Annotated in this window: 15 protein-coding genes and 3 rRNA genes; 15 read left to right on the top strand and 3 right to left on the bottom strand. The window is 68.3% G+C overall.

Going from position 1 to position 21,086, the window contains the following annotated elements:
• Positions 1-5: 5 nt before the first annotated feature.
• Positions 6-788 carry a sporulation protein gene (locus OG408_RS09035; protein WP_326669269.1) on the bottom strand — a complete coding sequence of 261 codons (783 nt, stop codon included), beginning with the start codon at positions 786-788 and terminating at the stop codon, positions 6-8.
• Between the two features lie 73 nt (positions 789-861).
• On the opposite strand from OG408_RS09035, the gene OG408_RS09030 reads away from it, so the two are divergent.
• The 6 genes from OG408_RS09030 to OG408_RS09005 all read left to right on the top strand — a co-directional run bounded on the left by OG408_RS09030 (position 862) and on the right by OG408_RS09005 (position 9,706).
• The gene (locus OG408_RS09030) at positions 862-1,503 is read left to right on the top strand and encodes a DNA-3-methyladenine glycosylase (RefSeq protein ID WP_266777112.1); all 642 of its coding nucleotides are present in this window, start codon (positions 862-864) and stop codon (positions 1,501-1,503) included.
• A 581-nt stretch (positions 1,504-2,084) separates the two neighbouring features.
• Positions 2,085-3,610 (top strand): 16S ribosomal RNA (locus OG408_RS09025).
• Between the two features lie 311 nt (positions 3,611-3,921).
• Positions 3,922-7,046, top strand: a 23S ribosomal RNA gene (locus OG408_RS09020).
• Between the two features lie 111 nt (positions 7,047-7,157).
• Positions 7,158-7,274: ribosomal RNA gene (rrf, locus tag OG408_RS09015) — 5S ribosomal RNA — on the top strand.
• The 16S, 23S and 5S rRNA genes sit together here, the layout of an rRNA operon.
• Before the next feature lie 348 nt (positions 7,275-7,622).
• Positions 7,623-8,936, top strand: coding sequence for a hypothetical protein (locus OG408_RS09010; RefSeq protein ID WP_326669266.1), 1,314 nt, complete (start codon positions 7,623-7,625; stop codon positions 8,934-8,936).
• Positions 8,936-9,706, top strand: coding sequence for a tetratricopeptide repeat protein (locus OG408_RS09005; protein ID WP_266786053.1), 771 nt, complete (start codon positions 8,936-8,938; stop codon positions 9,704-9,706). The genes OG408_RS09010 and OG408_RS09005 overlap by 1 nt, the downstream gene beginning before the upstream one ends.
• A 63-nt stretch (positions 9,707-9,769) precedes the next feature.
• Here the strand turns inward: OG408_RS09005 and OG408_RS09000 are convergent, their stop codons facing one another.
• Positions 9,770-11,056, bottom strand: a complete 1,287-nt coding sequence (locus OG408_RS09000; RefSeq protein WP_326669264.1) for a DUF1015 domain-containing protein — start codon at positions 11,054-11,056, stop codon at positions 9,770-9,772.
• A 73-nt stretch (positions 11,057-11,129) separates the two neighbouring features.
• Between OG408_RS09000 and OG408_RS08995 the strand changes: the two genes are divergently transcribed.
• The 4 genes from OG408_RS08995 to OG408_RS08980 all read left to right on the top strand — a co-directional run bounded on the left by OG408_RS08995 (position 11,130) and on the right by OG408_RS08980 (position 15,378).
• Complete coding sequence (locus OG408_RS08995) at positions 11,130-12,158, top strand: HAD-IIA family hydrolase (RefSeq protein WP_285568392.1); 1,029 nt, start codon at positions 11,130-11,132, stop codon at positions 12,156-12,158.
• Between the two features lie 249 nt (positions 12,159-12,407).
• On the top strand, positions 12,408-13,367 hold the full coding sequence (locus tag OG408_RS08990; RefSeq protein ID WP_266786052.1) for a FecCD family ABC transporter permease: 960 nt from the start codon (positions 12,408-12,410) through the stop codon (positions 13,365-13,367).
• Between the two features lie 92 nt (positions 13,368-13,459).
• Positions 13,460-14,449, top strand: a complete 990-nt coding sequence (locus OG408_RS08985; protein WP_266786050.1) for a FecCD family ABC transporter permease — start codon at positions 13,460-13,462, stop codon at positions 14,447-14,449.
• A gap of 113 nt (positions 14,450-14,562) precedes the next feature.
• Entirely contained in the window at positions 14,563-15,378 is an 816-nt protein-coding gene (locus tag OG408_RS08980) for an ABC transporter ATP-binding protein (RefSeq protein WP_326669263.1), read from the top strand.
• An 80-nt stretch (positions 15,379-15,458) separates the two neighbouring features.
• On the opposite strand, the gene OG408_RS08975 is transcribed toward OG408_RS08980, so the two are convergent.
• A complete protein-coding gene (locus OG408_RS08975; RefSeq protein ID WP_285568388.1) occupies positions 15,459-15,806 on the bottom strand; it encodes an SCP2 sterol-binding domain-containing protein in 348 nt (115 codons plus the stop codon).
• Between the two features lie 43 nt (positions 15,807-15,849).
• Between OG408_RS08975 and OG408_RS08970 the strand changes: the two genes are divergently transcribed.
• The 5 genes from OG408_RS08970 to OG408_RS08950 all read left to right on the top strand — a co-directional run bounded on the left by OG408_RS08970 (position 15,850) and on the right by OG408_RS08950 (position 21,086).
• Positions 15,850-16,191, top strand: coding sequence for a hypothetical protein (locus tag OG408_RS08970; protein ID WP_266777107.1), 342 nt, complete (start codon positions 15,850-15,852; stop codon positions 16,189-16,191).
• A gap of 7 nt (positions 16,192-16,198) precedes the next feature.
• Positions 16,199-17,014 (top strand): TlyA family RNA methyltransferase, encoded by an 816-nt coding sequence (locus OG408_RS08965; protein WP_266777106.1) that lies wholly within the window; start codon positions 16,199-16,201, stop codon positions 17,012-17,014.
• Positions 17,011-17,916, top strand: a complete 906-nt coding sequence (locus OG408_RS08960; RefSeq protein ID WP_266777105.1) for an NAD kinase — start codon at positions 17,011-17,013, stop codon at positions 17,914-17,916. Before OG408_RS08965 ends, OG408_RS08960 begins: the two co-directional genes overlap by 4 nt.
• Positions 17,917-18,011: 95 nt before the next feature.
• Positions 18,012-19,757 carry a DNA repair protein RecN gene (recN, locus tag OG408_RS08955; RefSeq protein ID WP_266777104.1) on the top strand — a complete coding sequence of 582 codons (1,746 nt, stop codon included), beginning with the start codon at positions 18,012-18,014 and terminating at the stop codon, positions 19,755-19,757.
• A 231-nt stretch (positions 19,758-19,988) separates the two neighbouring features.
• Positions 19,989-21,086, top strand: a complete 1,098-nt coding sequence (locus OG408_RS08950; protein WP_326669261.1) for a glycosyltransferase family 4 protein — start codon at positions 19,989-19,991, stop codon at positions 21,084-21,086.

The raw sequence follows: 21,086 nt of genomic DNA, 5'->3' as shown, positions 1-21,086 counted from the left end.
CGACCCTAGAGCCAGTTGCGCTGCCCGCCGACCTGCGCAAGCCACTGGTTCAGGTACGCCGTCCAGTCGGTCCCCTGGAAGTCGTTCAGACCGACCTTGAACGCGCGGTACGAGTCGCTGCCCTCACTGAAGAGCCCCGGCTTCTTGTCCATCTCCAGGACGACGTCCATCTCGCGGTCGTCCGCGACGAACGTCAGCTCGACCTGGTTCAGCCCCCGGTACTGCGACGGCGGGAAGAACTCGATCTCCTGGTAGAACGGCAGCCGCTGACGGGTGCCGCGGATGTGCCCGCGCTCCATGTCCGCACTGCGGAAACCGAAGCCCAGCTGCCCGAAGGCGTCCAGGATGGCCTGCTGGGCCGGCAGCGGGTGCACGTTGATGGGGTCCAGGTCGCCCGAGTCCAGTGCCCGCGCGATCTCCAGCTCCGTGGTCACCCCGATGTTCATGCCGTGCAGGTGCTGGCCGGCGAACATCGTGATCGGCGTCTCCCACGGGATCTCGAGCCCGAACGGCACGACGTGCACCGCCCCGGCCCGCGCCTCGAACGCGCCGCCGATCCGCAGCTTGGTGAACTCGATGTCCTGCTTGGTCTCCTGGTCCTGGCCCTCGACCTCGACCCGGGCCTGCAGGCCGACGGAGAGCCCCTCGATCTGCTGGTCGACGGACCCGCCCTGGATCCGCACCTCGCCCTGCACCACTCCACCCGGCACGACGTTGACCTCGGTCAGCTCCGTCTCCACCGAGGCGCCACCGGCACCCATGCTCGCGAGCAGCCGCTTGAAGCCCATGTTTTCTCCTCCTAGGTCCTGACCCCTACATACGCGCCATGACCGTAGTCGGTTCCCGGTAACCTCGGACGTCATGATCGATGGCCAGGACCGTACGCCGCTGACGCGGGACTTCTTCGACCGCCCCGTCCTGGAGGTGGCACCGGACCTCCTGGGCCGGACCCTGGTCCGCAGCACGCCGGACGGCCCGATCGAACTGCGGCTCACCGAGGTGGAGGCGTACGCGGGGGAGATCGACCCCGGCTCCCACGCCTTCCGCGGCCGGACGCGGCGCAACGGCGTCATGTACGGACCCCCCGGCCATGCGTACGTCTACTTCACCTACGGCATGTGGCACTGCCTCAACCTGGTGTGCGGCCCGGAGGGTATGGCGAGCGGTGTCCTGCTCAGGGCCGGCGACATCCGTACGGGCGCCGACCTCACCCGCAAACGTCGGTTCTCGGCCCGCAACGACCGAGAACTGGCCAAAGGGCCGGCCCGTCTCGCGACGGCGCTCGACATCGACCGGGCACTCGACGGCACGGACGCCATCGCCCACCCGGGTGCCGACCTCTCCGTACTGCGGGGCACCCCACCACCGCGCGACCAGGTACGCAACGGTCCGCGCACGGGTGTGGGCGGTGACGGGGCGACACATCCCTGGCGTTTCTGGATCGACGGAGACCCCACGGTGAGCCCGTACCGGGCCCATGCGCCGCGCCGACGGTCAACTTGACTCGCCCTTGGGGGACGCCTAATGTAGTCCGAGCCGCTTGACACGGGTACAGCTTCTGGTTCGGTCCATCGGATCGCACGCCGAGCAACTCGAAGTGGCCAACCACTACCTACGACTCACCCCATGGGTGCGGATTTCGGCATGCCGAAATCCGGTCCGATGACTCGATTATGAGTCACCGGGGGAATCGGCTAAAGTAGTGAACACGCCGAAAGGGAAAGCGCGAAAGCGAATTCCTGGAAAGCGGTAAATGCGAGGCCCGCTTCGACCGGGAATCGGACACGAAAGAGTCTGATAGAGTCGGAAACGCAAGACCGAAGGGAAGCGCCCGGAGGAAAGCCCGAGAGGGTGAGTACAAAGGAAGCGTCCGTTCCTTGAGAACTCAACAGCGTGCCAAAAGTCAACGCCAGATATGTTGATACCCCGACCTGCTTCGGCAGGTTCGAGGTTCCTTTGAAAGTCCTAACAGGCCTTTACCGGCCTGGTAGGCAATGAACACAGCGAGGACACAGTGAACGGTCGGTCTTATTCCGACCTGACCGTTCCGCTCTCGTGTGTGTCTACCCGATTACGGGAAAACATTCACGGAGAGTTTGATCCTGGCTCAGGACGAACGCTGGCGGCGTGCTTAACACATGCAAGTCGAACGATGAAGCCCTTCGGGGTGGATTAGTGGCGAACGGGTGAGTAACACGTGGGCAATCTGCCCTTCACTCTGGGACAAGCCCTGGAAACGGGGTCTAATACCGGATAATACTTTCTCTCTCATGGGGGAAGGTTAAAAGCTCCGGCGGTGAAGGATGAGCCCGCGGCCTATCAGCTAGTTGGTGGGGTAATGGCCTACCAAGGCGACGACGGGTAGCCGGCCTGAGAGGGCGACCGGCCACACTGGGACTGAGACACGGCCCAGACTCCTACGGGAGGCAGCAGTGGGGAATATTGCACAATGGGCGAAAGCCTGATGCAGCGACGCCGCGTGAGGGATGACGGCCTTCGGGTTGTAAACCTCTTTCAGCAGGGAAGAAGCGAAAGTGACGGTACCTGCAGAAGAAGCGCCGGCTAACTACGTGCCAGCAGCCGCGGTAATACGTAGGGCGCAAGCGTTGTCCGGAATTATTGGGCGTAAAGAGCTCGTAGGCGGCTTGTTGCGTCGGTTGTGAAAGCCCGGGGCTTAACCCCGGGTCTGCAGTCGATACGGGCAGGCTAGAGTGTGGTAGGGGAGATCGGAATTCCTGGTGTAGCGGTGAAATGCGCAGATATCAGGAGGAACACCGGTGGCGAAGGCGGATCTCTGGGCCATTACTGACGCTGAGGAGCGAAAGCGTGGGGAGCGAACAGGATTAGATACCCTGGTAGTCCACGCCGTAAACGTTGGGAACTAGGTGTTGGCGACATTCCACGTCGTCGGTGCCGCAGCTAACGCATTAAGTTCCCCGCCTGGGGAGTACGGCCGCAAGGCTAAAACTCAAAGGAATTGACGGGGGCCCGCACAAGCAGCGGAGCATGTGGCTTAATTCGACGCAACGCGAAGAACCTTACCAAGGCTTGACATCGCCCGGAAAGCCGTAGAGATACGGCCCCCCTTGTGGTCGGGTGACAGGTGGTGCATGGCTGTCGTCAGCTCGTGTCGTGAGATGTTGGGTTAAGTCCCGCAACGAGCGCAACCCTTGTTCTGTGTTGCCAGCATGCCCTTCGGGGTGATGGGGACTCACAGGAGACTGCCGGGGTCAACTCGGAGGAAGGTGGGGACGACGTCAAGTCATCATGCCCCTTATGTCTTGGGCTGCACACGTGCTACAATGGCCGGTACAATGAGCTGCGATGCCGCGAGGCGGAGCGAATCTCAAAAAGCCGGTCTCAGTTCGGATTGGGGTCTGCAACTCGACCCCATGAAGTCGGAGTTGCTAGTAATCGCAGATCAGCATTGCTGCGGTGAATACGTTCCCGGGCCTTGTACACACCGCCCGTCACGTCACGAAAGTCGGTAACACCCGAAGCCGGTGGCCCAACCCCTTGTGGGAGGGAGCTGTCGAAGGTGGGACTGGCGATTGGGACGAAGTCGTAACAAGGTAGCCGTACCGGAAGGTGCGGCTGGATCACCTCCTTTCTAAGGAGCACTTCTTACCGGACTTCGGTTCGGTCAGAGGCCAGTACACCGGCGAATGTTCGGTGCTGGTTGCTCATGGGTGGAACGTTGACTATTCAGTACCTGGTGGTTCAACCGGGTCGTAAGTACTGCTCCTCGGAGCGTGGAAAACGAACCGATTGAATTCCGGGTACTGGGCGCGCTGTTGGGTGTCTGAAGGTATGGCCGTAAGGCTGCCTTCAAACGCCGGCCCCAGTGAACTCGCCTGTAAGGGCGGGGTGATGGGTGGCTGGTCGTTGCTTGAGAACTGCACAGTGGACGCGAGCATCTGTGGCCAAGTTTTTAAGGGCGCACGGTGGATGCCTTGGCACCAGGAACCGATGAAGGACGTGGGAGGCCACGATAGGCCCCGGGGAGCTGTCAACCAAGCTTTGATCCGGGGGTGTCCGAATGGGGAAACCCGGCAGTCGTCATGGGCTGTCACCCGCTGCTGAACACATAGGCAGTGTGGAGGGAACGAGGGGAAGTGAAACATCTCAGTACCCTCAGGAAGAGAAAACAACCGTGATTCCGGGAGTAGTGGCGAGCGAAACTGGATCAGGCCAAACCGTATGCGTGTGATACCCGGCAGGGGTTGCGCATGCGGGGTTGTGGGATCTCTTTTTCATAGTCTGCCGGCTGTGAGACGAGTCAGAAACCGTTGATGTAGGCGAAGGACATGCGAAAGGTCCGGCGTAGAGGGTAAGACCCCCGTAGCTGAAACATTAACGGCTCGTTTAAGAGACACCCAAGTAGCACGGGGCCCGAGAAATCCCGTGTGAATCTGGCGGGACCACCCGTTAAGCCTAAATATTCCCTGGTGACCGATAGCGGATAGTACCGTGAGGGAATGGTGAAAAGTACCGCGGGAGCGGAGTGAAATAGTACCTGAAACCGTGTGCCTACAAGCCGTGGGAGCGTCGCTGTATGTGCTTGCACATGCAGTCGTGACTGCGTGCCTTTTGAAGAATGAGCCTGCGAGTTTGCGGTGTGTTGCGAGGTTAACCCGTGTGGGGAAGCCGTAGCGAAAGCGAGTCCGAATAGGGCGATTTAGTAGCGCGCTCAAGACCCGAAGCGGAGTGATCTAGCCATGGGCAGGTTGAAGCGGAGGTAAGACTTCGTGGAGGACCGAACCCACCAGGGTTGAAAACCTGGGGGATGACCTGTGGTTAGGGGTGAAAGGCCAATCAAACTCCGTGATAGCTGGTTCTCCCCGAAATGCATTTAGGTGCAGCGTCGTGTGTTTCTTGCCGGAGGTAGAGCACTGGATAGGCGATGGGCCCTACCGGGTTACTGACCTTAGCCAAACTCCGAATGCCGGTAAGTGAGAGCACGGCAGTGAGACTGTGGGGGATAAGCTCCATGGTCGAGAGGGAAACAGCCCAGAGCATCGACTAAGGCCCCTAAGCGTACGCTAAGTGGGAAAGGATGTGGAGTCGCAGAGACAACCAGGAGGTTGGCTTAGAAGCAGCCACCCTTGAAAGAGTGCGTAATAGCTCACTGGTCAAGTGATTCCGCGCCGACAATGTAGCGGGGCTCAAGCGTACCGCCGAAGTCGTGTCATTCATACACATATCCCCAACGGGAGTATGGATGGGTAGGGGAGCGTCGTGTGCCGGGTGAAGCAGCCGCGGAAGCGAGTTGTGGACGGTTCACGAGTGAGAATGCAGGCATGAGTAGCGATACACACGTGAGAAACGTGTGCGCCGATTGACTAAGGGTTCCTGGGTCAAGCTGATCTGCCCAGGGTAAGTCGGGACCTAAGGCGAGGCCGACAGGCGTAGTCGATGGACAACCGGTTGATATTCCGGTACCCGCTTTGAAACGCCCAATACTGAATCAGGCGATGCTAAGTCCGTGAAGCCGGCCCGATCTCTTCGGAGTTGAGGGTAGTGGTGGAGCCGACGAACCAGACTTGTACTAGGTAAGCGATGGGGTGACGCAGGAAGGTAGTCCAGCCCGGGCGGTGGTAGTCCCGGGGTAAGGGTGTAGGCCGTGTGGTAGGTAAATCCGTCACACATTAAGGCTGAGACCTGATGCCGAGCCGATTGTGGTGAAGTGGATGATCCTATGCTGTCGAGAAAAGCCTCTAGCGAGTTTCATGGCGGCCCGTACCCTAAACCGACTCAGGTAGTCAGGTAGAGAATACCGAGGCGTTCGGGTGAACTATGGTTAAGGAACTCGGCAAAATGCCCCCGTAACTTCGGGAGAAGGGGGGCCATCACTGGTGAGGGAACTTGCTTCCTGAGCTGGGGGTGGCCGCAGAGACCAGCGAGAAGCGACTGTTTACTAAAAACACAGGTCCGTGCGAAGCCGTAAGGCGATGTATACGGACTGACGCCTGCCCGGTGCTGGAACGTTAAGGGGACCGGTTAGCTGACTTTCGGGTCGGCGAAGCTGAGAACTTAAGCGCCAGTAAACGGCGGTGGTAACTATAACCATCCTAAGGTAGCGAAATTCCTTGTCGGGTAAGTTCCGACCTGCACGAATGGCGTAACGACTTCTCGACTGTCTCAACCATAGGCCCGGTGAAATTGCACTACGAGTAAAGATGCTCGTTTCGCGCAGCAGGACGGAAAGACCCCGGGACCTTTACTATAGTTTGATATTGGTGTTCGGTTCGGCTTGTGTAGGATAGGTGGGAGACTTTGAAGCGGCCACGCCAGTGGTTGTGGAGTCGTCGTTGAAATACCACTCTGGTCGTGCTGGATGTCTAACCTGGGTCCGTGATCCGGATCAGGGACAGTGTCTGATGGGTAGTTTAACTGGGGCGGTTGCCTCCTAAAGAGTAACGGAGGCGCCCAAAGGTTCCCTCAGCCTGGTTGGCAATCAGGTGTTGAGTGTAAGTGCACAAGGGAGCTTGACTGTGAGACCGACGGGTCGAGCAGGGACGAAAGTCGGGACTAGTGATCCGGCAGTGGCTTGTGGAAGCGCTGTCGCTCAACGGATAAAAGGTACCCCGGGGATAACAGGCTGATCTTCCCCAAGAGTCCATATCGACGGGATGGTTTGGCACCTCGATGTCGGCTCGTCGCATCCTGGGGCTGGAGTCGGTCCCAAGGGTTGGGCTGTTCGCCCATTAAAGCGGTACGCGAGCTGGGTTTAGAACGTCGTGAGACAGTTCGGTCCCTATCCGCTGTGCGCGTAGGAATATTGAGAAGGGCTGTCCCTAGTACGAGAGGACCGGGACGGACGAACCTCTGGTGTGCCAGTTGTCCTGCCAAGGGCATGGCTGGTTGGCTACGTTCGGAAAGGATAACCGCTGAAAGCATCTAAGCGGGAAGCCTGCTTCGAGATGAGTATTCCCACCAACTTGATTGGTTAAGGCTCCCAGTAGACGACTGGGTTGATAGGCCAGATGTGGAAGCCCGGTAACGGGTGGAGCTGACTGGTACTAATAGGCCGAGGGCTTGTCCTCAGTTGCTCGCGTCCACTGTGTTGTTCCCGGGTTGCGAACAGTTATCGCACCGGTTGAACAGCTTCACTACTTAATTGAAAAGTGTGCTTGTTCGCTAGAACCCGATAGGGTTTCGGTGGTCATTGCGTTAGGGAAACGCCCGGTTACATTCCGAACCCGGAAGCTAAGCCTTTCAGCGCCGATGGTACTGCAGGGGGGACCCTGTGGGAGAGTAGGACGCCGCCGAACAATCTTTGAAGGACCCTTGGTCCCAGCGTTCAACGCTGGGACCAAGGGTCCTTTTTGTTTTGCCGAAGCGCGTCGGTTGACCGGCTGCGCAAGAATGTCTGTAGTACCCGATGACAGGAGCCCCACCGATGTCCACCAACTCTCCCGACGATCGTTCGGAGCGCGAGCCGCGTCGCCGGGACGGCGGTGACCGGGGCGGCTTCAGCGGCGGTCGTGACGACCGGTCGGGCGGCCAGCGTCGGGACAACGACCGCGGCGGCAACCGTCGTGACGACAGCCGGCCCACCAGCGGTGGCGGTTTCCGTCGCGATGACAGCCGGCCGACCAGTGGTGGTGGCGGCTTCCGCCGTGACGACCGTGATCGGGACCGTGCGCCCCGTCGTGATGACAACCGCGGTGGTGGCTCCTCCGGCGGTGGGTTCCGGCGTGACGACAGTCGGCCGACCAGCGGTGGTGGCGGCTTCCGCCGCGATGACCGTGCGCCCCGGCGTGACGACAGCCGCGGTGGATCCTCCTCCGGCGGTGGGTTCCGTCGTGACGACAGCCGTGGTGGTCCTTCCTCCGGTGGTGGGTTCCGTCGTGATGACCGGGCTCCGCGTCGTGATGATGACCGTGGTGGGCGTCCCAGTGGTGGGTTCGAGCGGCGTGACGACCGGCCGCGTGGGCCGCGTCGCGACGACGACAACCGCAGCGGCGGCTTCCGCCGCGACGACCGTGACCGGGACCGTGCGCCCCGCCGTGACGACAACCGCGGCGGCTCCAGCGGCGGTGGCTTCCGGCGAGACGACAACCGCGGCGGTGGCTCCTCCGGTGGTGGCTTCCGTCGTGACGACAGCCGTGGTGGTGCCTCCTCCGGCGGCGGTTTCCGGCGCGATGACAGCCGTGGTGGTCCTTCCTCCGGTGGTGGGTTCCGTCGTGATGACCGGGCTCCGCGTCGTGATGATGACCGTGGTGGGCGTCCCAGTGGTGGGTTCGAGCGGCGCGACGACCGGCCGCGTGGGCCGCGTCGCGACGACGACAACCGCAGCGGCGGCTTCCGCCGCGACGACCGTGACCGGGACCGTGCGCCCCGCCGTGACGACAACCGCGGCGGTGCCTCCTCCGGTGGTGGCTTCCGGCGAGACGACAACCGCGGCGGTGGCTCCTCCGGCGGCGGTTTCCGGCGTGACGACAGCCGTGGTGGTGCCTCCTCCGGTGGTGGCTTCCGGCGCGATGACAGCCGTGGTGGTCCTTCCTCCGGTGGTGGGTTCCGTCGTGATGACCGGGCTCCGCGTCGTGATGATGACCGGGGTGGGCGTCCCAGTGGTGGGTTCGAGCGGCGCGATGACCGGCCGCGTGGGCCGCGTCGCGACGACGACAACCGCAGCGGCGGCTTCCGCCGCGACGACCGCGGTGGTTCCAGTGGTGGCGGCTTCCGCCGCGATGACAGCCGTGGTTCCGGTGGTGGCGGCTTCCGGCGTGACGACAGCCGTGGTGGCTCCTCAGGTGGTGGCTACCGTGGGCAGCGTGACGACCGGGGCAGCAGCGGCGGCTACCGCGGGCGTGACGACCGCGGTGGTTACGAGCGCCGGGACGACCGGGACCGCGAGCCGATCAAGCGGCTTCCGATCCCTGACGACGTCACCGGTCACGAGATCGACAAGGACGTCCGCCAGGAGCTGATGAGTCTCCCGAAGACCCTGGCCGAGGACGTGGCCAGGAACCTCGTCATGGTGGCCCGGCTGATCGACGAGGACCCCGAGCAGGCGTACGCGTACTCGCGCATCGCCCTGCGGCTGGCCTCGCGTGTGGCCGCGGTGCGGGAGGCGGCCGGATTCGCCGCGTACGCGACGCAGAAGTACGCGGAGGCGCTGGCGGAGTTCCGGGCGTCCCGGCGGATGACCGGTTCCGTGGAGCTGTGGCCCGTGATGGCCGACTGCGAGCGCGGACTGGGCCGGCCCGAGCGGGCGATGGCCATGGCCGGCGAGCCCGAGGTGCAGAAGCTGGACAAGGCCGGTCAGGTCGAGATGCGTCTGGTGGCTGCCGGGGCCCGCAGGGACATGGGGCAGATCGACGCCGCCATCGTGACGCTGCAGAGCTCCGAGCTCGCGTCCAGCGCCGTGCACCCCTGGACGCCCCGCCTGCGCTATGCGTACGCGGACGCGCTGCTGGCCGCAGGGCGTGAGGACGAGGCGCGCGAGTGGTTCGGCAAGGCTCTTGAGGCCGACAAGGACGGTTCCACGGACGCGTCGGACCGGCTTGCCGAGCTGGACGGGGTCGAGTTCGTCGATGCTCTCGGTGACGACGATGACGAAGCCCCCGCCCCCGCCCCCGCCGCCGAGGCGCCGGTCGTTGTCGTCGAGGTGGACGACATCGACGACATCGACGACGCCGATGAGGACGAGGACGAAGAGGACGACGCCGATGAGGACGATGGTCCCGTCAAGGCGTAGCGCGTAGGAAGAGGGCGGCACCCCGCGGGGGTGCCGCCCTCTTCTGCGTTCGGGGCAGGGCCGTCAGTCGAGGGGCAGGCTGCGCAGGACCAGGCCGGTGGCGGGTTTGGGGCCGAAGGAGGTCGACTTGCGCGGCATGGTCACGCCCTGGCGGGCCAGGTCCCGTACGACTTCTTCGCGTACCGGATGCATCAGCACCGCCGTGGCGTTGTGGCGCTCGGCCTGTTCGACGGCTGCCGCGGTGTCGTGGATGTAGGCGATGTGCGCCGGGTCGTCGGGGATGCGCCAGACATGGTCGAGCAGTGCCGAATGCAGGACCGTCGCGTCGAGGGTGCGCCAGGCGGCCGGGCGGTCCGCCGGAACGGTACGGGTGAGCAGGGCCTCGTCGGGGCGGTCGATCAGGTGGAAGCCGCCGTCGCCGGCCAGCAGGAAGGCGTTGCCCTCGGCCGCCGCGCCGGCCAGGGCGTCCAGGGCCCGGGGGAGCGGACCCTCGACGGTGCGGACCCGGAACAGACCGGTGAGCGCGGCGAGCGCGTCGGCGACGGGCAGTCCGCGCAGCAGCCGGTGGATGGAGCGGACCCGCAGCGGGTAGCGCGCCGTGTCGACGAGGAGGACCAGGCCGAAGTCCCACGGGCCGGGCTCGGCGTGCTCCTGCTGGAGCCGGAGGTAGGTGGCCCAGCGGTGGTGGCCGTCGGCGATCAGGGCCTGGTGGCCGGCCAGATCCGTCTCGATCTCCGTGCGGTCGGCCGGGTCGGTGACCGCCCACAGCCGGTGGCTGAAGCCGTCCTCGGTGGTGGTCGCGAGCAGCGGCGGGCGGGAGACCGTCCGCTCGATGACGCCGTTTGCGCCCCTATCGGCACTGTCGTCGGCGTCGCTGCGGTAGGTCAGCAGCAGGGGTTCGAGATGGGCCTCGGTGGTCCGCATCAGGTCGGCGCGGTCCTCGACGACATCGGCCATCACGTCCTCGTGCGGGAGGACGACGCCGTCCGCCGGGCCCGAGAGCGCCAGCGCGCCGACGACGCCGCGTTGCAGGATCTCGTCGTTGCGCTGCTCGTACACATAGAGCGCGGGCTCGGGATCGGGGGCGAGGACTCCCTCCGCCAGCCAGCGGTTCAGGGTCGCCGCGGCCTGCTGGTGGCGGGCGGACGCGGTGTCGGCCTGCGGCAGGATCAGCCGCACGATGTTGTGCGGATCAGCCGATTCCAGGTGGAGCAGGCCGTCGGGCCGTACGACCACGTCGTACGGGGGCGAGGTCACCGCGGCGAGACTGCCGACCCGTTCGGGGACGTACCGCAGTCCACGGAACGGAATCAGACGCAGTCCCTCGTCCACCGGGCCTCGTGTGTTCATTTCTGCATCGTATGTGCGCTCCGCGGATGCGCGATGATCGGGGGATACGCAGGCAATGAGGAGCGCGGGATATATGAGTCAGGCGAGCAGGACCAGGCCGAGCGGCAGCAGCACCGCGTTGAACGAGGCGTACGACACGGCTCTGCTCGATCTTGACGGGGTGGTGTACGCGGGCGGGCAGGCGATCGGCCATGCGGTCGAGGCGCTCGGCACCGCGCGGGACGGCGGGATGCACCTGGCGTACGTGACCAACAACGCGCTGCGGACCCCGGCGGCGGTGGCGGAGCATCTGACCGAGCTCGGGGTGCCGGCCGAGTCCGCCGACGTGATCACTTCGGCGCAGGCCGTGGCGCGGCTGATCGCCGATCAGCTGCCCGCGGGGGCGCGGGTGCTGGTGATCGGCGGCGAGGGACTGCGGGTGGCGCTGCGAGAACGCGGTCTGGTGCCGGTGGAGTCGGCGGACGACGACCCGGTCGCGGTGGCGCAGGGATACGGCGGGCCCGACATGACGTGGGGCCGGTTCGCCGAGGCGTCCTACGCGGTCAACAGCGGGCTGCCGTGGTTCGCCTCCAACACCGACCTGACCATTCCGAGCGCCCGGGGGATCGCTCCGGGCAACGGGGCCGCCGTGGAGGTCGTACGGATCGCGACCGGCGCCGAGCCTCAGGTGGCCGGGAAGCCGCTGCCGCCGATGCACCGGGAGACGGTGCTGCGGACCGGGGCGAAGCGGCCGCTGGTGGTCGGGGACCGGCTCGACACGGACATCGAGGGGGCGTTCAACGGGGGAGTGGACTCCCTGCTGGTGCTCACCGGAGTGACCGACGCGGCGCAGCTGGTGGCCGCGGTGCCCGAGCACCGGCCGACGTACGTCGACGCGGACCTGCGCGGTCTGCTGACGGGTCAGCCCGAGGTGACGCGTACGGACGAGGCCCACACCTGCGGTGGCTGGACGGCCTCAGTCCGGGGCGACGCACTGCTGCTGGAGGGTGACGGGGACGCGCTCGACGGTCTGCGGGCCCTGTGCGGAGCGGCGTGGTCGCACGCCGGGGACGGGGCGTGCGGGCTGGAAGCGGAGAAGGCCGTGGCCCGGCTGGGGCTGTAGGGCGACGGGCGGATCCGGCCCTGAGCTTCCGCTTCCCGGCTCCGGATGCCGGCCTTCGGCTTCCGGTTTCCGCGGGGGAGCGGGGCTCGCGGCCGACGAGGTGGGCGGCCGGACCGAGCTCACAGGAGGGTAGGCTAGCCTAACCTCGTGTTGGTTGAGAGTCCCCCGAACCCGAGCGCAGGCCCGATAGCCGCCCCTGCCAAGGCCGCGCCCCGCAGACGTCACGCGGTACGTGCCGCAGGCCTCCTGGTGGCGCTGGCCCTACTGGTGCTGGTGTGCCTGGCGAGTATCGCGATCGGCGCCAAGGCGCTGCCGCTCGCGGACGTCTGGCACGGGCTGTTCCACTACGGGGGGAGCGGCGACGACGTCCTCGTACGGCAGGTGCGCATCCCCCGGACCGTGCTCGGACTGATCGTCGGTGCGGCGCTCGGGCTCGCCGGCGCGGTGATGCAGGCCCTGACCCGTAACCCGCTGGCCGAGCCCGGACTGCTCGGCGTCAACGCGGGCGCGTCCGCGGCGGTCGTCACCGCCATCAGCTTCTTCGGCGTCACCTCGCTGACCGGATACGTCTGGTTCGCCTTCGCCGGAGCCGCGATCGTCTCGGTCGCCGTGTATCTGCTCGGCGGCAGCCGGTCCGCCACTCCCGTACGGCTCGCGCTCGCCGGGACGGCGGTCACCGCCGCGCTGTACGGCTACGTCAACGCGGTGCAGCTGCTGGACTCGGCGGCGCTGGACCGGCTGCGGTTCTGGACCGTCGGCTCGCTGGCCTCCGCGAACACGGAGACGCTCGGCAAGGTGTGGCCCTTCATCGCGCTCGGTGTGCTCCTCACCCTGTTCATCGCGCGGCCGCTCAACGCCCTGGAGATGGGCGACGACACCGCACGGTCCCTCGGCGCCCATCTGACCCGGACCCGGGTCCTCGCCATGCTCGCCGTCACTCTGCTGTGCGGGGCGGCGACGGCCGCGTGCGGCCCGATCGTCTTCATCGGGCTGATGATCCCGCACCTGGTGCGGGCGATCACCGGTCCCGACATGCGGTGGATCCTGCCGTACGCGGCCGTGCTCTCCCCGGTGCTGCTGCTCGGCGCGGACGTGGTCGGCCGGGTCATCGCCAGGCCGTCCGAACTGCAGGTCGGCATCGTCACCGCGCTGCTCGGCGGTCCCGTCTTCATCCACCTCGTACGACGCAAGAGGATGTCCCAGCTGTGAAGGCCACCCAGGAGACGGCGGACACGAAGGCGGCGGCGGGGGCCGCCCGTTCGGTGAGGGCCGTGCGGACCGCCGGAGGCTACTCGTTCCGGATGAACGTCCGGGCGGCCCTGGTCGTGCTGGTGCTCGCGGTCGTCGCAGCCGGGGCGGCGGTCGTCCTCATCGGCAGCGGCGACTTCTCGATGACGCCGGGCGAGGTCGTCACCACACTCTTCGGACACGGCACCTTCCAGCAGGAGTTCATCGTCACGGACCTGCGCCTGCCGCGGGTGCTGGTCGGGCTCCTCGTCGGTGCGGCGCTCGGTGCCGGTGGCGCCGTCTTCCAGACCATCTCCCGCAACCCGCTCGGCAGCCCCGACGTGCTCGGCTTCGGCCAGGGCGCCACCGTGGGCGCGCTGACCGTGATCGTCCTCTTCCAGGGCGGGGCGGCGGCGGTCGCGGGCGGTGCGGTCGTCGGCGGTCTGCTCACCGGCGTCGCCGTCTACCTGCTGGCGTGGAGACGCGGGGTGCACGGCTTCCGGCTCGTCCTGGTCGGCATCGGCGCGGCCGCCATGCTCACCGCTGCCACCCAGTACCTCATCACCAAGGCCAACCTCGTCGACGCGACCCGTGCGGTCGTCTGGATGACCGGATCGCTCGACGGCCGGGACTGGGCGCAGGTCTGGCCGCTGCTCGTGGTCTGCGGCCTGCTCCTCCCGCTGGTGTTCGGGCACGGGCCCGCGCTGCGGATGCTGGAGATGGGCGACGACGCGGCGTACGCGCTCGGTGTACGGGTGGAGCGGACCCGGCTCGTCCTGATGGGCTCCGCCGTGCTGCTCGTGGCCGTCGCCACGGCCGCCGCCGGGCCGATCGCGTTCGTCTCGCTCAGCGCCCCGCAGCTGGCCCGCAGGCTGACCCGCTCGACCGGCCCCAACCTGGTCGCCGCGACCTTCATGGGGGCGGCGCTGCTACTCGTCGCCGACTGGATCGCGATGGAGGCGTTCGGCGACCGGCAGCTTCCCGTCGGTGTGGTCACCGGAGTGCTCGGTGGCTGCTATCTGGTGTGGCTCCTGGTGACCGAGCGCAAGGCGGGGCGGATATGACTCCCGGCTCCCCTTCCGAATCCGGCTCCGCCACAGCCTCTGCCTCCGGCTCCGAATCCCGTTCCGATGCCGTACCCCCTTCCCCCGACTCGACCCACCCCCGGAGTACGACCATGCAGCGCCTCACCGCGGACTCGGTGACCCTCGGCTACGACCAGCGGGTCATCGCGGAGAACCTCTCGGTCGAGATCCCCGACCACTCGTTCACCGTGATCGTCGGCCCCAACGCCTGCGGGAAGTCGACGCTGCTGCGGGCGCTCTCCCGGATGCTGAAGCCGACCCGGGGCCGGGTGCTGCTCGACGGGCAGACGATCCACAGCCTGCCCGCCAAGAAGGTCGCCCGGACCCTCGGCCTGCTGCCCCAGTCCTCGATCGCACCGGACGGCATCACGGTGGCGGACCTCGTGGCCCGGGGACGCTACCCGCACCAGGGGCTGCTGCGGCAGTGGTCGCCCGAGGACGAACGCATTGTCGAGGAATCGATGGCGGCGACCGGTGTCGGTGCGCTGGGTGATCGCTATGTCGACGAATTGTCCGGCGGTCAGCGCCAGCGCGTCTGGATAGCGATGGCGCTCGCGCAGCAGACGCCGCTGCTGCTGCTGGACGAGCCGACGACGTACCTCGACATCCAGCACCAGATCGACGTCCTCGACCTGTGTGCGGAGCTGCACGAGACGCAGGGCCGCACGCTGGTGGCGGTCCTGCACGACCTGAACCACGCCGCCCGCTACGCGACACACCTGATCGCCATGCGGGAGGGCGAGGTGGTCGCGGAGGGCGCGCCGGGAGAGATCGTCACCGCGGAGCTCGTGGAGCGGGTGTTCGGGCTGCGGTGCCAGGTGATCCCCGACCCGGAGACGGGGACGCCGCTGGTGGTGCCGGCCGCGCGGAAGCGGTCGGTGCGGGCGGCGGTGTCCGGGGGAGTGTGACCTGCGACCGCGCCTTGTCCTCCATCGCCCGACGGGCTTGAAGAGGTGTCCTCAGCCGCCGGACGGGCTGGTTGTGGCCCTCACAGCAGGGATCTGAGTTTCAGGAGGTCGCGGAAGCCGGCCTCCAGGCGGACTCGGCCCGAGCCCCAGGCCTTGGCGAAGTTCAGCTCGCCGTCCACCATCGCCACCAGGTCGTCCCCGGTCATCGCGAGGCGGATCTCCGCCTTCTGCGCGGGCGGGCCCTCGACCGTGTCCAGGACCTGGATCCGGCCGCCGGCCAGGCGGCCGGTGAACGTGACGTCGAGGTCCTTGATGTGGCAGCTGAGCGAACGGTCGAGCGCGGCCGCGCTGCGCACGTCGCCGTCGGCCCCCGCGAGGTTGTCGGAAAGTCTTTCGAGTGCGCTGCGGCACTCCGCCATGGTCGCCATCGTGATCGACGGTACCGCAGCCCTTCGAGGTAGCGTTTCCCGCATGAGCGACTCGATGCCGGGGCCGGACACGGCCGCCGGAACCGCGCCCGCGCAGACGGCGCAGGACGCCCCGCAGGAGCCGTCGGCCCCCGTGCCGCACCTGCCCGCGGACCCCGCGCCCCTCGGCGTCGTACGCACGCCCACGGGCCACGCCGAGGTGGACGCGCGGCTGGAGCGTCTGGCCGATGCGGACCACCTCCCGGCGGACGGACACATCGAGGTGTACGAGGATGTGCACGGGGCCCTGCGCGACGCGCTGACCGCGCTGGACGCCCGGCCCGGACCCGCGCCGGTGCCCGCACCGACGCCCTCGTACAACAACTCGTACAACAACAGGAGCTGAACCGAACGTGGCAGGAGTGGCCCGTCGCCGCCTCGACGCCGAGCTGGTGCGCCGAAAGCTGGCCCGCTCGCGCGAGCATGCGAGCCAGCTGATCGCCGCAGGACGGGTGACCGTCGGCGGCAACACCGCGACCAAACCGGCCACCCAGGTCGAGACGAGTGCCGCCGTCGTCGTCACCAAGGACGACAGCGACCCCGAGTACGTCTCGCGGGGCGGCCACAAACTGGCGGGCGCCCTCGCCGCCTTCGTCCCGCTCGGGCTGGAGGTCGCGGGACGGCGGGCGCTGGACGCCGGGGCGTCGACCGGCGGGTTCACCGATGTGCTGCTGCGCGCCGGAGCCGCCCGCGTCCTGGCCGTGGACGTCGGCTACGGGCAGCTCGCCTGGTCGCTCCAGTCCGATGAACGCGTCACCGTCAAGGACCGTACCAACGTGCGGGAACTGACCCTGGAGGCGATCGACGGGGAGGCCGTGGACCTGGTGGTGGGCGATCTGTCGTTCATCCCGCTCGGGCTCGTCCTGCCCGCCCTGGCGCGCTGCGCCGCCCCGGACGCCGACCTGGTCCTCATGGTCAAGCCGCAGTTCGAGGTCGGCAAGGAGCGGCTCGGCAGCGGCGGAGTGGTGCGCAGCCCGGAGCTGCGCGCCGAGGCGGTCCGGGAGGTGGCCCGCCGGGCCTGGGCGCTGGGCCTGGGGGTCCGGGGTGTGACGGCGAGCCCGTTGCCCGGGCCGTCGGGGAATGTCGAGTACTTTCTGTGGCTGCGGGCCGGAGCACCTGAACTGGATCCCGCGGATGTCGACCGTGCAGTGGCGGAGGGGCCTCGTTGACGACGAATGCGGCACGAACAGTCTTTCTTTTGGCGCACACCGGCCGGCCGGCCGCGATCCGCAGCGCCGAGCTCGTCGTCCAGGGGCTGCTCCGCAGCGGCCTGGGCGTGCGGGTCCTGGCCCATGAGGCGGCCGATCTGCCGCTGCCGCCGTCCGTCGAGACCGTCACCGATGCCACGCCCGAGGCGGTCAACGGCTGCGAGCTGCTGATCGTTCTCGGCGGCGACGGGACGCTGCTGCGCGGCGCCGAACTCTCGCGCGCCTCCGGCGTGCCGATGCTCGGCGTCAACCTCGGCCGGGTCGGCTTCCTCGCCGAGGCCGAGCGCGACGACCTCGACAAGGTCGTCGACCGGGTCGTCACCCGGGCGTACACCGTCGAGGAACGCATGACGATCGACGTCCTCGTGCACAGCAACGGCACCGTCGTGCACACCGACTGGGCGCTCAACGAGGCCGCCGTGCAGAAGGTGTCGCCCGAGCGGATGCTGGAGGTCGTGCTGGAGATCGACGGCCGGCCGGTGACCGGGTTCGGCTGCGACGGCATCGTGTGCGCGACGCCCACCGGCTCGACCGCGTACGCCTTCTCGGCCGGCGGTCCCGTCGTCTGGCCCGAGGTCGAGGCACTCCTCATGGTCCCGATCAGCGCCCACGCCCTGTTCGCCAAGCCGCTGGTGACGTCACCGACCTCGGTGCTCGCCGTCGAGGTCCAGCCGCACACCCCGCACGGGGTGCTGTGGTGCGACGGGCGCAGGACCGTGGAACTGCCCGCCGGCGCGCGCGTCGAGGTACGGCGCGGCGCCGTGCCCGTCCGGCTGGCCCGGCTGCACCAGGCGTCCTTCACGGACCGGCTGGTCGCCAAGTTCGCCCTGCCGGTGTCGGGGTGGCGGGGCGCACCGCACTGACCCCGGGCCGGGGGTCACGGGAGCGCGGCGCACCACTCGATCCGGCTCCGTGACCCCGGCCCGTGTGCGCGCGGGCCACGAAACCTCGTATGGTCATGTCCGTGTTGGAGGAGATGCGGATACGGTCGCTCGGAGTCATCGACGACGCGGTGGTGGAGCTGTCACCCGGTTTCACCGCGGTGACCGGTGAGACCGGCGCGGGCAAGACCATGGTCGTCACCAGCCTGGGGCTGCTGCTCGGCGGACGTGCCGACCCCGCCCTGGTGCGGATCGGTGCCAAGGCCGCCGTCGTCGAGGGCCGGATCACGGTGGCCGAGGGCGACGCCGCGGCACTGCGGGCCGAGGAGGCCGGGGCCGAGATCGAGGACGGTGCGCTGCTCATCAGCCGTACCGTTTCCGCGGAAGGACGCTCCCGGGCCCATCTCGGCGGCAGATCCGTGCCGGTCGGCGTGCTGGCCGAACTCGCCGACGAACTCGTCGCCGTGCACGGCCAGACCGACCAGCAGGGGCTGCTCAAGCCGGCCCGGCAGCGGCAGGCCCTGGACCGGTACGCGGGCGACGGCGTCGCCGGACCCCACGCCAAGTACGCGGCGGCCTACCGGCGGCTGCGCGAGGTCGCCGGTGAACTCGACGAGCTGACGACGCGCGCCCGCGAGCGCGCCCAGGAAGCCGATCTGCTGCGCTTCGGGCTGAACGAGGTCGCCGGCGTCGAACCGCTGCCCGGCGAGGACACCGAGCTCGCCGCCGAGGCGCAGCGGCTCGGTCACGCCGACGCGCTCGCCTCCGCCGCCGCCCTCGCGCACACCGCGCTGGCCGGCAACCCGGAGGACCAGGAGGCCGTCGACGCGACGACCGTCGTGGCAGCGGCCCGGCAGGCCCTGGACGGGGTCCGCGCCCACGACCCGGCCCTCGCCGCGCTCGCCGACCGGGTCGGCGAGATCTCCATCCTGCTCGCCGACGTCTCCGGCGAACTGTCCGGGTACGCGGACCAGCTGGACTCCGATCCGCTGCGGCTCGCCGCGGTGGAGGAGCGGCGGGCCGCGCTCACCGGTCTCACCCGCAAGTACGGCACGGACATCGCCGCCGTCCTGGCCTGGGCCGAGGACGGGGCCGCCCGGCTCACCGAGCTGGAGGGCGACGACGACCGGATCGGCGAACTCACCGCGGAGCGGGACGCGCTGCGCACCGAACTCTCCGGCCTCGGCCAGGCACTGACGGACGCCCGCACGGCGGCCGCCGCGCTGTTCGCCGAAGCGGTGACCGCGGAACTCGCCTCCCTCGCCATGCCGCACGCCCGGGTCTCCTTCGACATCCGGCAGACCGAGGCGGCCGACGAGGCGTCCGGCATCGAGATCGGCGGACGCAACGTGGCCTACGGCCCGTCCGGCGCCGACGAGGTCGAACTGCTGCTGGCCCCGCACCCCGGCGCCCAGCCCCGGCCGATCGCCAAGGGCGCCTCGGGCGGTGAGCTGTCGCGGGTGATGCTCGCCGTCGAGGTGGTCTTCGCCGGGTCCGACCCGGTACCCACCTACCTCTTCGACGAGGTGGACGCGGGCGTCGGCGGCAAGGCGGCCGTCGAGGTCGGCCGCAGGCTGGCCAAGCTCGCCAGGTCGGCGCAGGTCGTGGTCGTCACGCACCTGCCCCAGGTCGCCGCGTTCGCCGACCGGCAGCTGCTGGTCGAGAAGACCGTGGACGGCTCGGTCACCAGGAGCGGTGTCACCGTCCTGGAGGGCGAGGACCGGGTGCGGGAGCTGTCCCGGATGCTCGCGGGCCAGGAGGACTCCGAGACGGCCCGGGCGCACGCGGAGGAACTGCTGGCCACGGCGCGGGCGGACGGATAGCGTCCGTGCGGAGGTGACCGCGGTGTCCGGGGGCTGCCCGGAGCTCCGCGATTTCACCCGTGCGGGTGGTGCGCCACGCCCGGTTTGTCGCGGTGCGTACCGGCGTAACGGTTCGGCCGTGCCGGAACGTGCGTACGGACTGGCATCCTTGGCGGTGTACGGAGAGGGCCCGACGCCACCGATCGCGGGGCCTTCTTGCCGCCGACTCCGGAGCCCCGGGAGCCATTCAACGTGTCACAGCTGCGTACGGTCCAAGTGCTCGGCGGCGGCAGCGCGGGCAGCAGCGCCCACGTCGGATCGCTGGCCGCCGGACTGGTCGCGCGAGGCGTGCAGGTCACCGTCTGCGCGCCGGCCGCTCTGGACCGCGTCTACGAGTTCTCCGCCACGGGGGCCGGCTTCGTGCCCGTGCCGCGGCGCAGTGACCCCGCCGCCGTCGGCGCGCTGCGCGCCGCCTGCGCCGGTGCGGACGTCGTGCACGCGCACGGACTGCACGCCGCCGTGCGGGCCGCTCTGGCGCTCGGCGGCCGCCGCGTCCCGCTCGTCGTCACCTGGCACACCCGGGCCCATGCCGAGGGCGCCCGTCGCCGGCTGCTGCACCTGCTGGAGCGAAGGGCCGCCCGGGCGGCGTCCGTTGTGCTCGGCGCGTCGTCCGACCTGGTCGACCGGGCCAGGCGGCGCGGCGCGCGCGACGCCCGCCTCGCGCCCGTCGCCTCTCCCGCGCCGCGTGTCCCTGCGGCCGCCCCCGACGGCAAGCTGAGGGCCGAACTCGGCGCGGTGGAAAGGCCGTTGATCATGGCGGTGGGCAGTCTCGTACCGCAGCACGGGTACGGCACGCTGCTCGACGCGGCACGCGCGTGGCGCCGGCTGGACCCCGTACCCCTGCTGGTCGTCGCGGGCGAGGGGCGGGAGCGGGCGGCGCTGCGGCGCCGGATCAAGGCCGAGGACCTGCCCGTCTCGCTGATCGGCACCCGTACCGACATCGCCGAACTCCTGGCCGTCGCCGACCTGGTCGTGCTGTCCAGCCGCTGGGAGGCCCGTTCGGTGCTGGCCCAGGAGGCGCTGCGGATCGGGGTGCCGCTGGTCGCCACCGCGGTCGGCGGGATCCCCGAACTCGTGGGCGACGCGGCCGAACTGGTCCCGTACGGGAACGCGGAGGCGCTCGCCCGGACGGTGTCCCGGCTGCTCGGCGATCCGGCGGCACGGGAGCGGCTGGCGGCCGCCGGGCCCCGGCAGGCGGCGAGTTGGCCGACCGAGGACGACACGATCGCCCAAGTGCTGAGTGTGTACGACGAGTTGGTCCAGCCGCTCGGGACGGCTCGCAGCCACTGA

It is taken from the genome of Streptomyces sp. NBC_01257 (assembly GCF_035917255.1).
Classification (GTDB): Bacteria; Actinomycetota; Actinomycetes; order Streptomycetales; family Streptomycetaceae; genus Streptomyces.
This window is presented reverse-complemented; position numbering and strand designations above follow the sequence as displayed.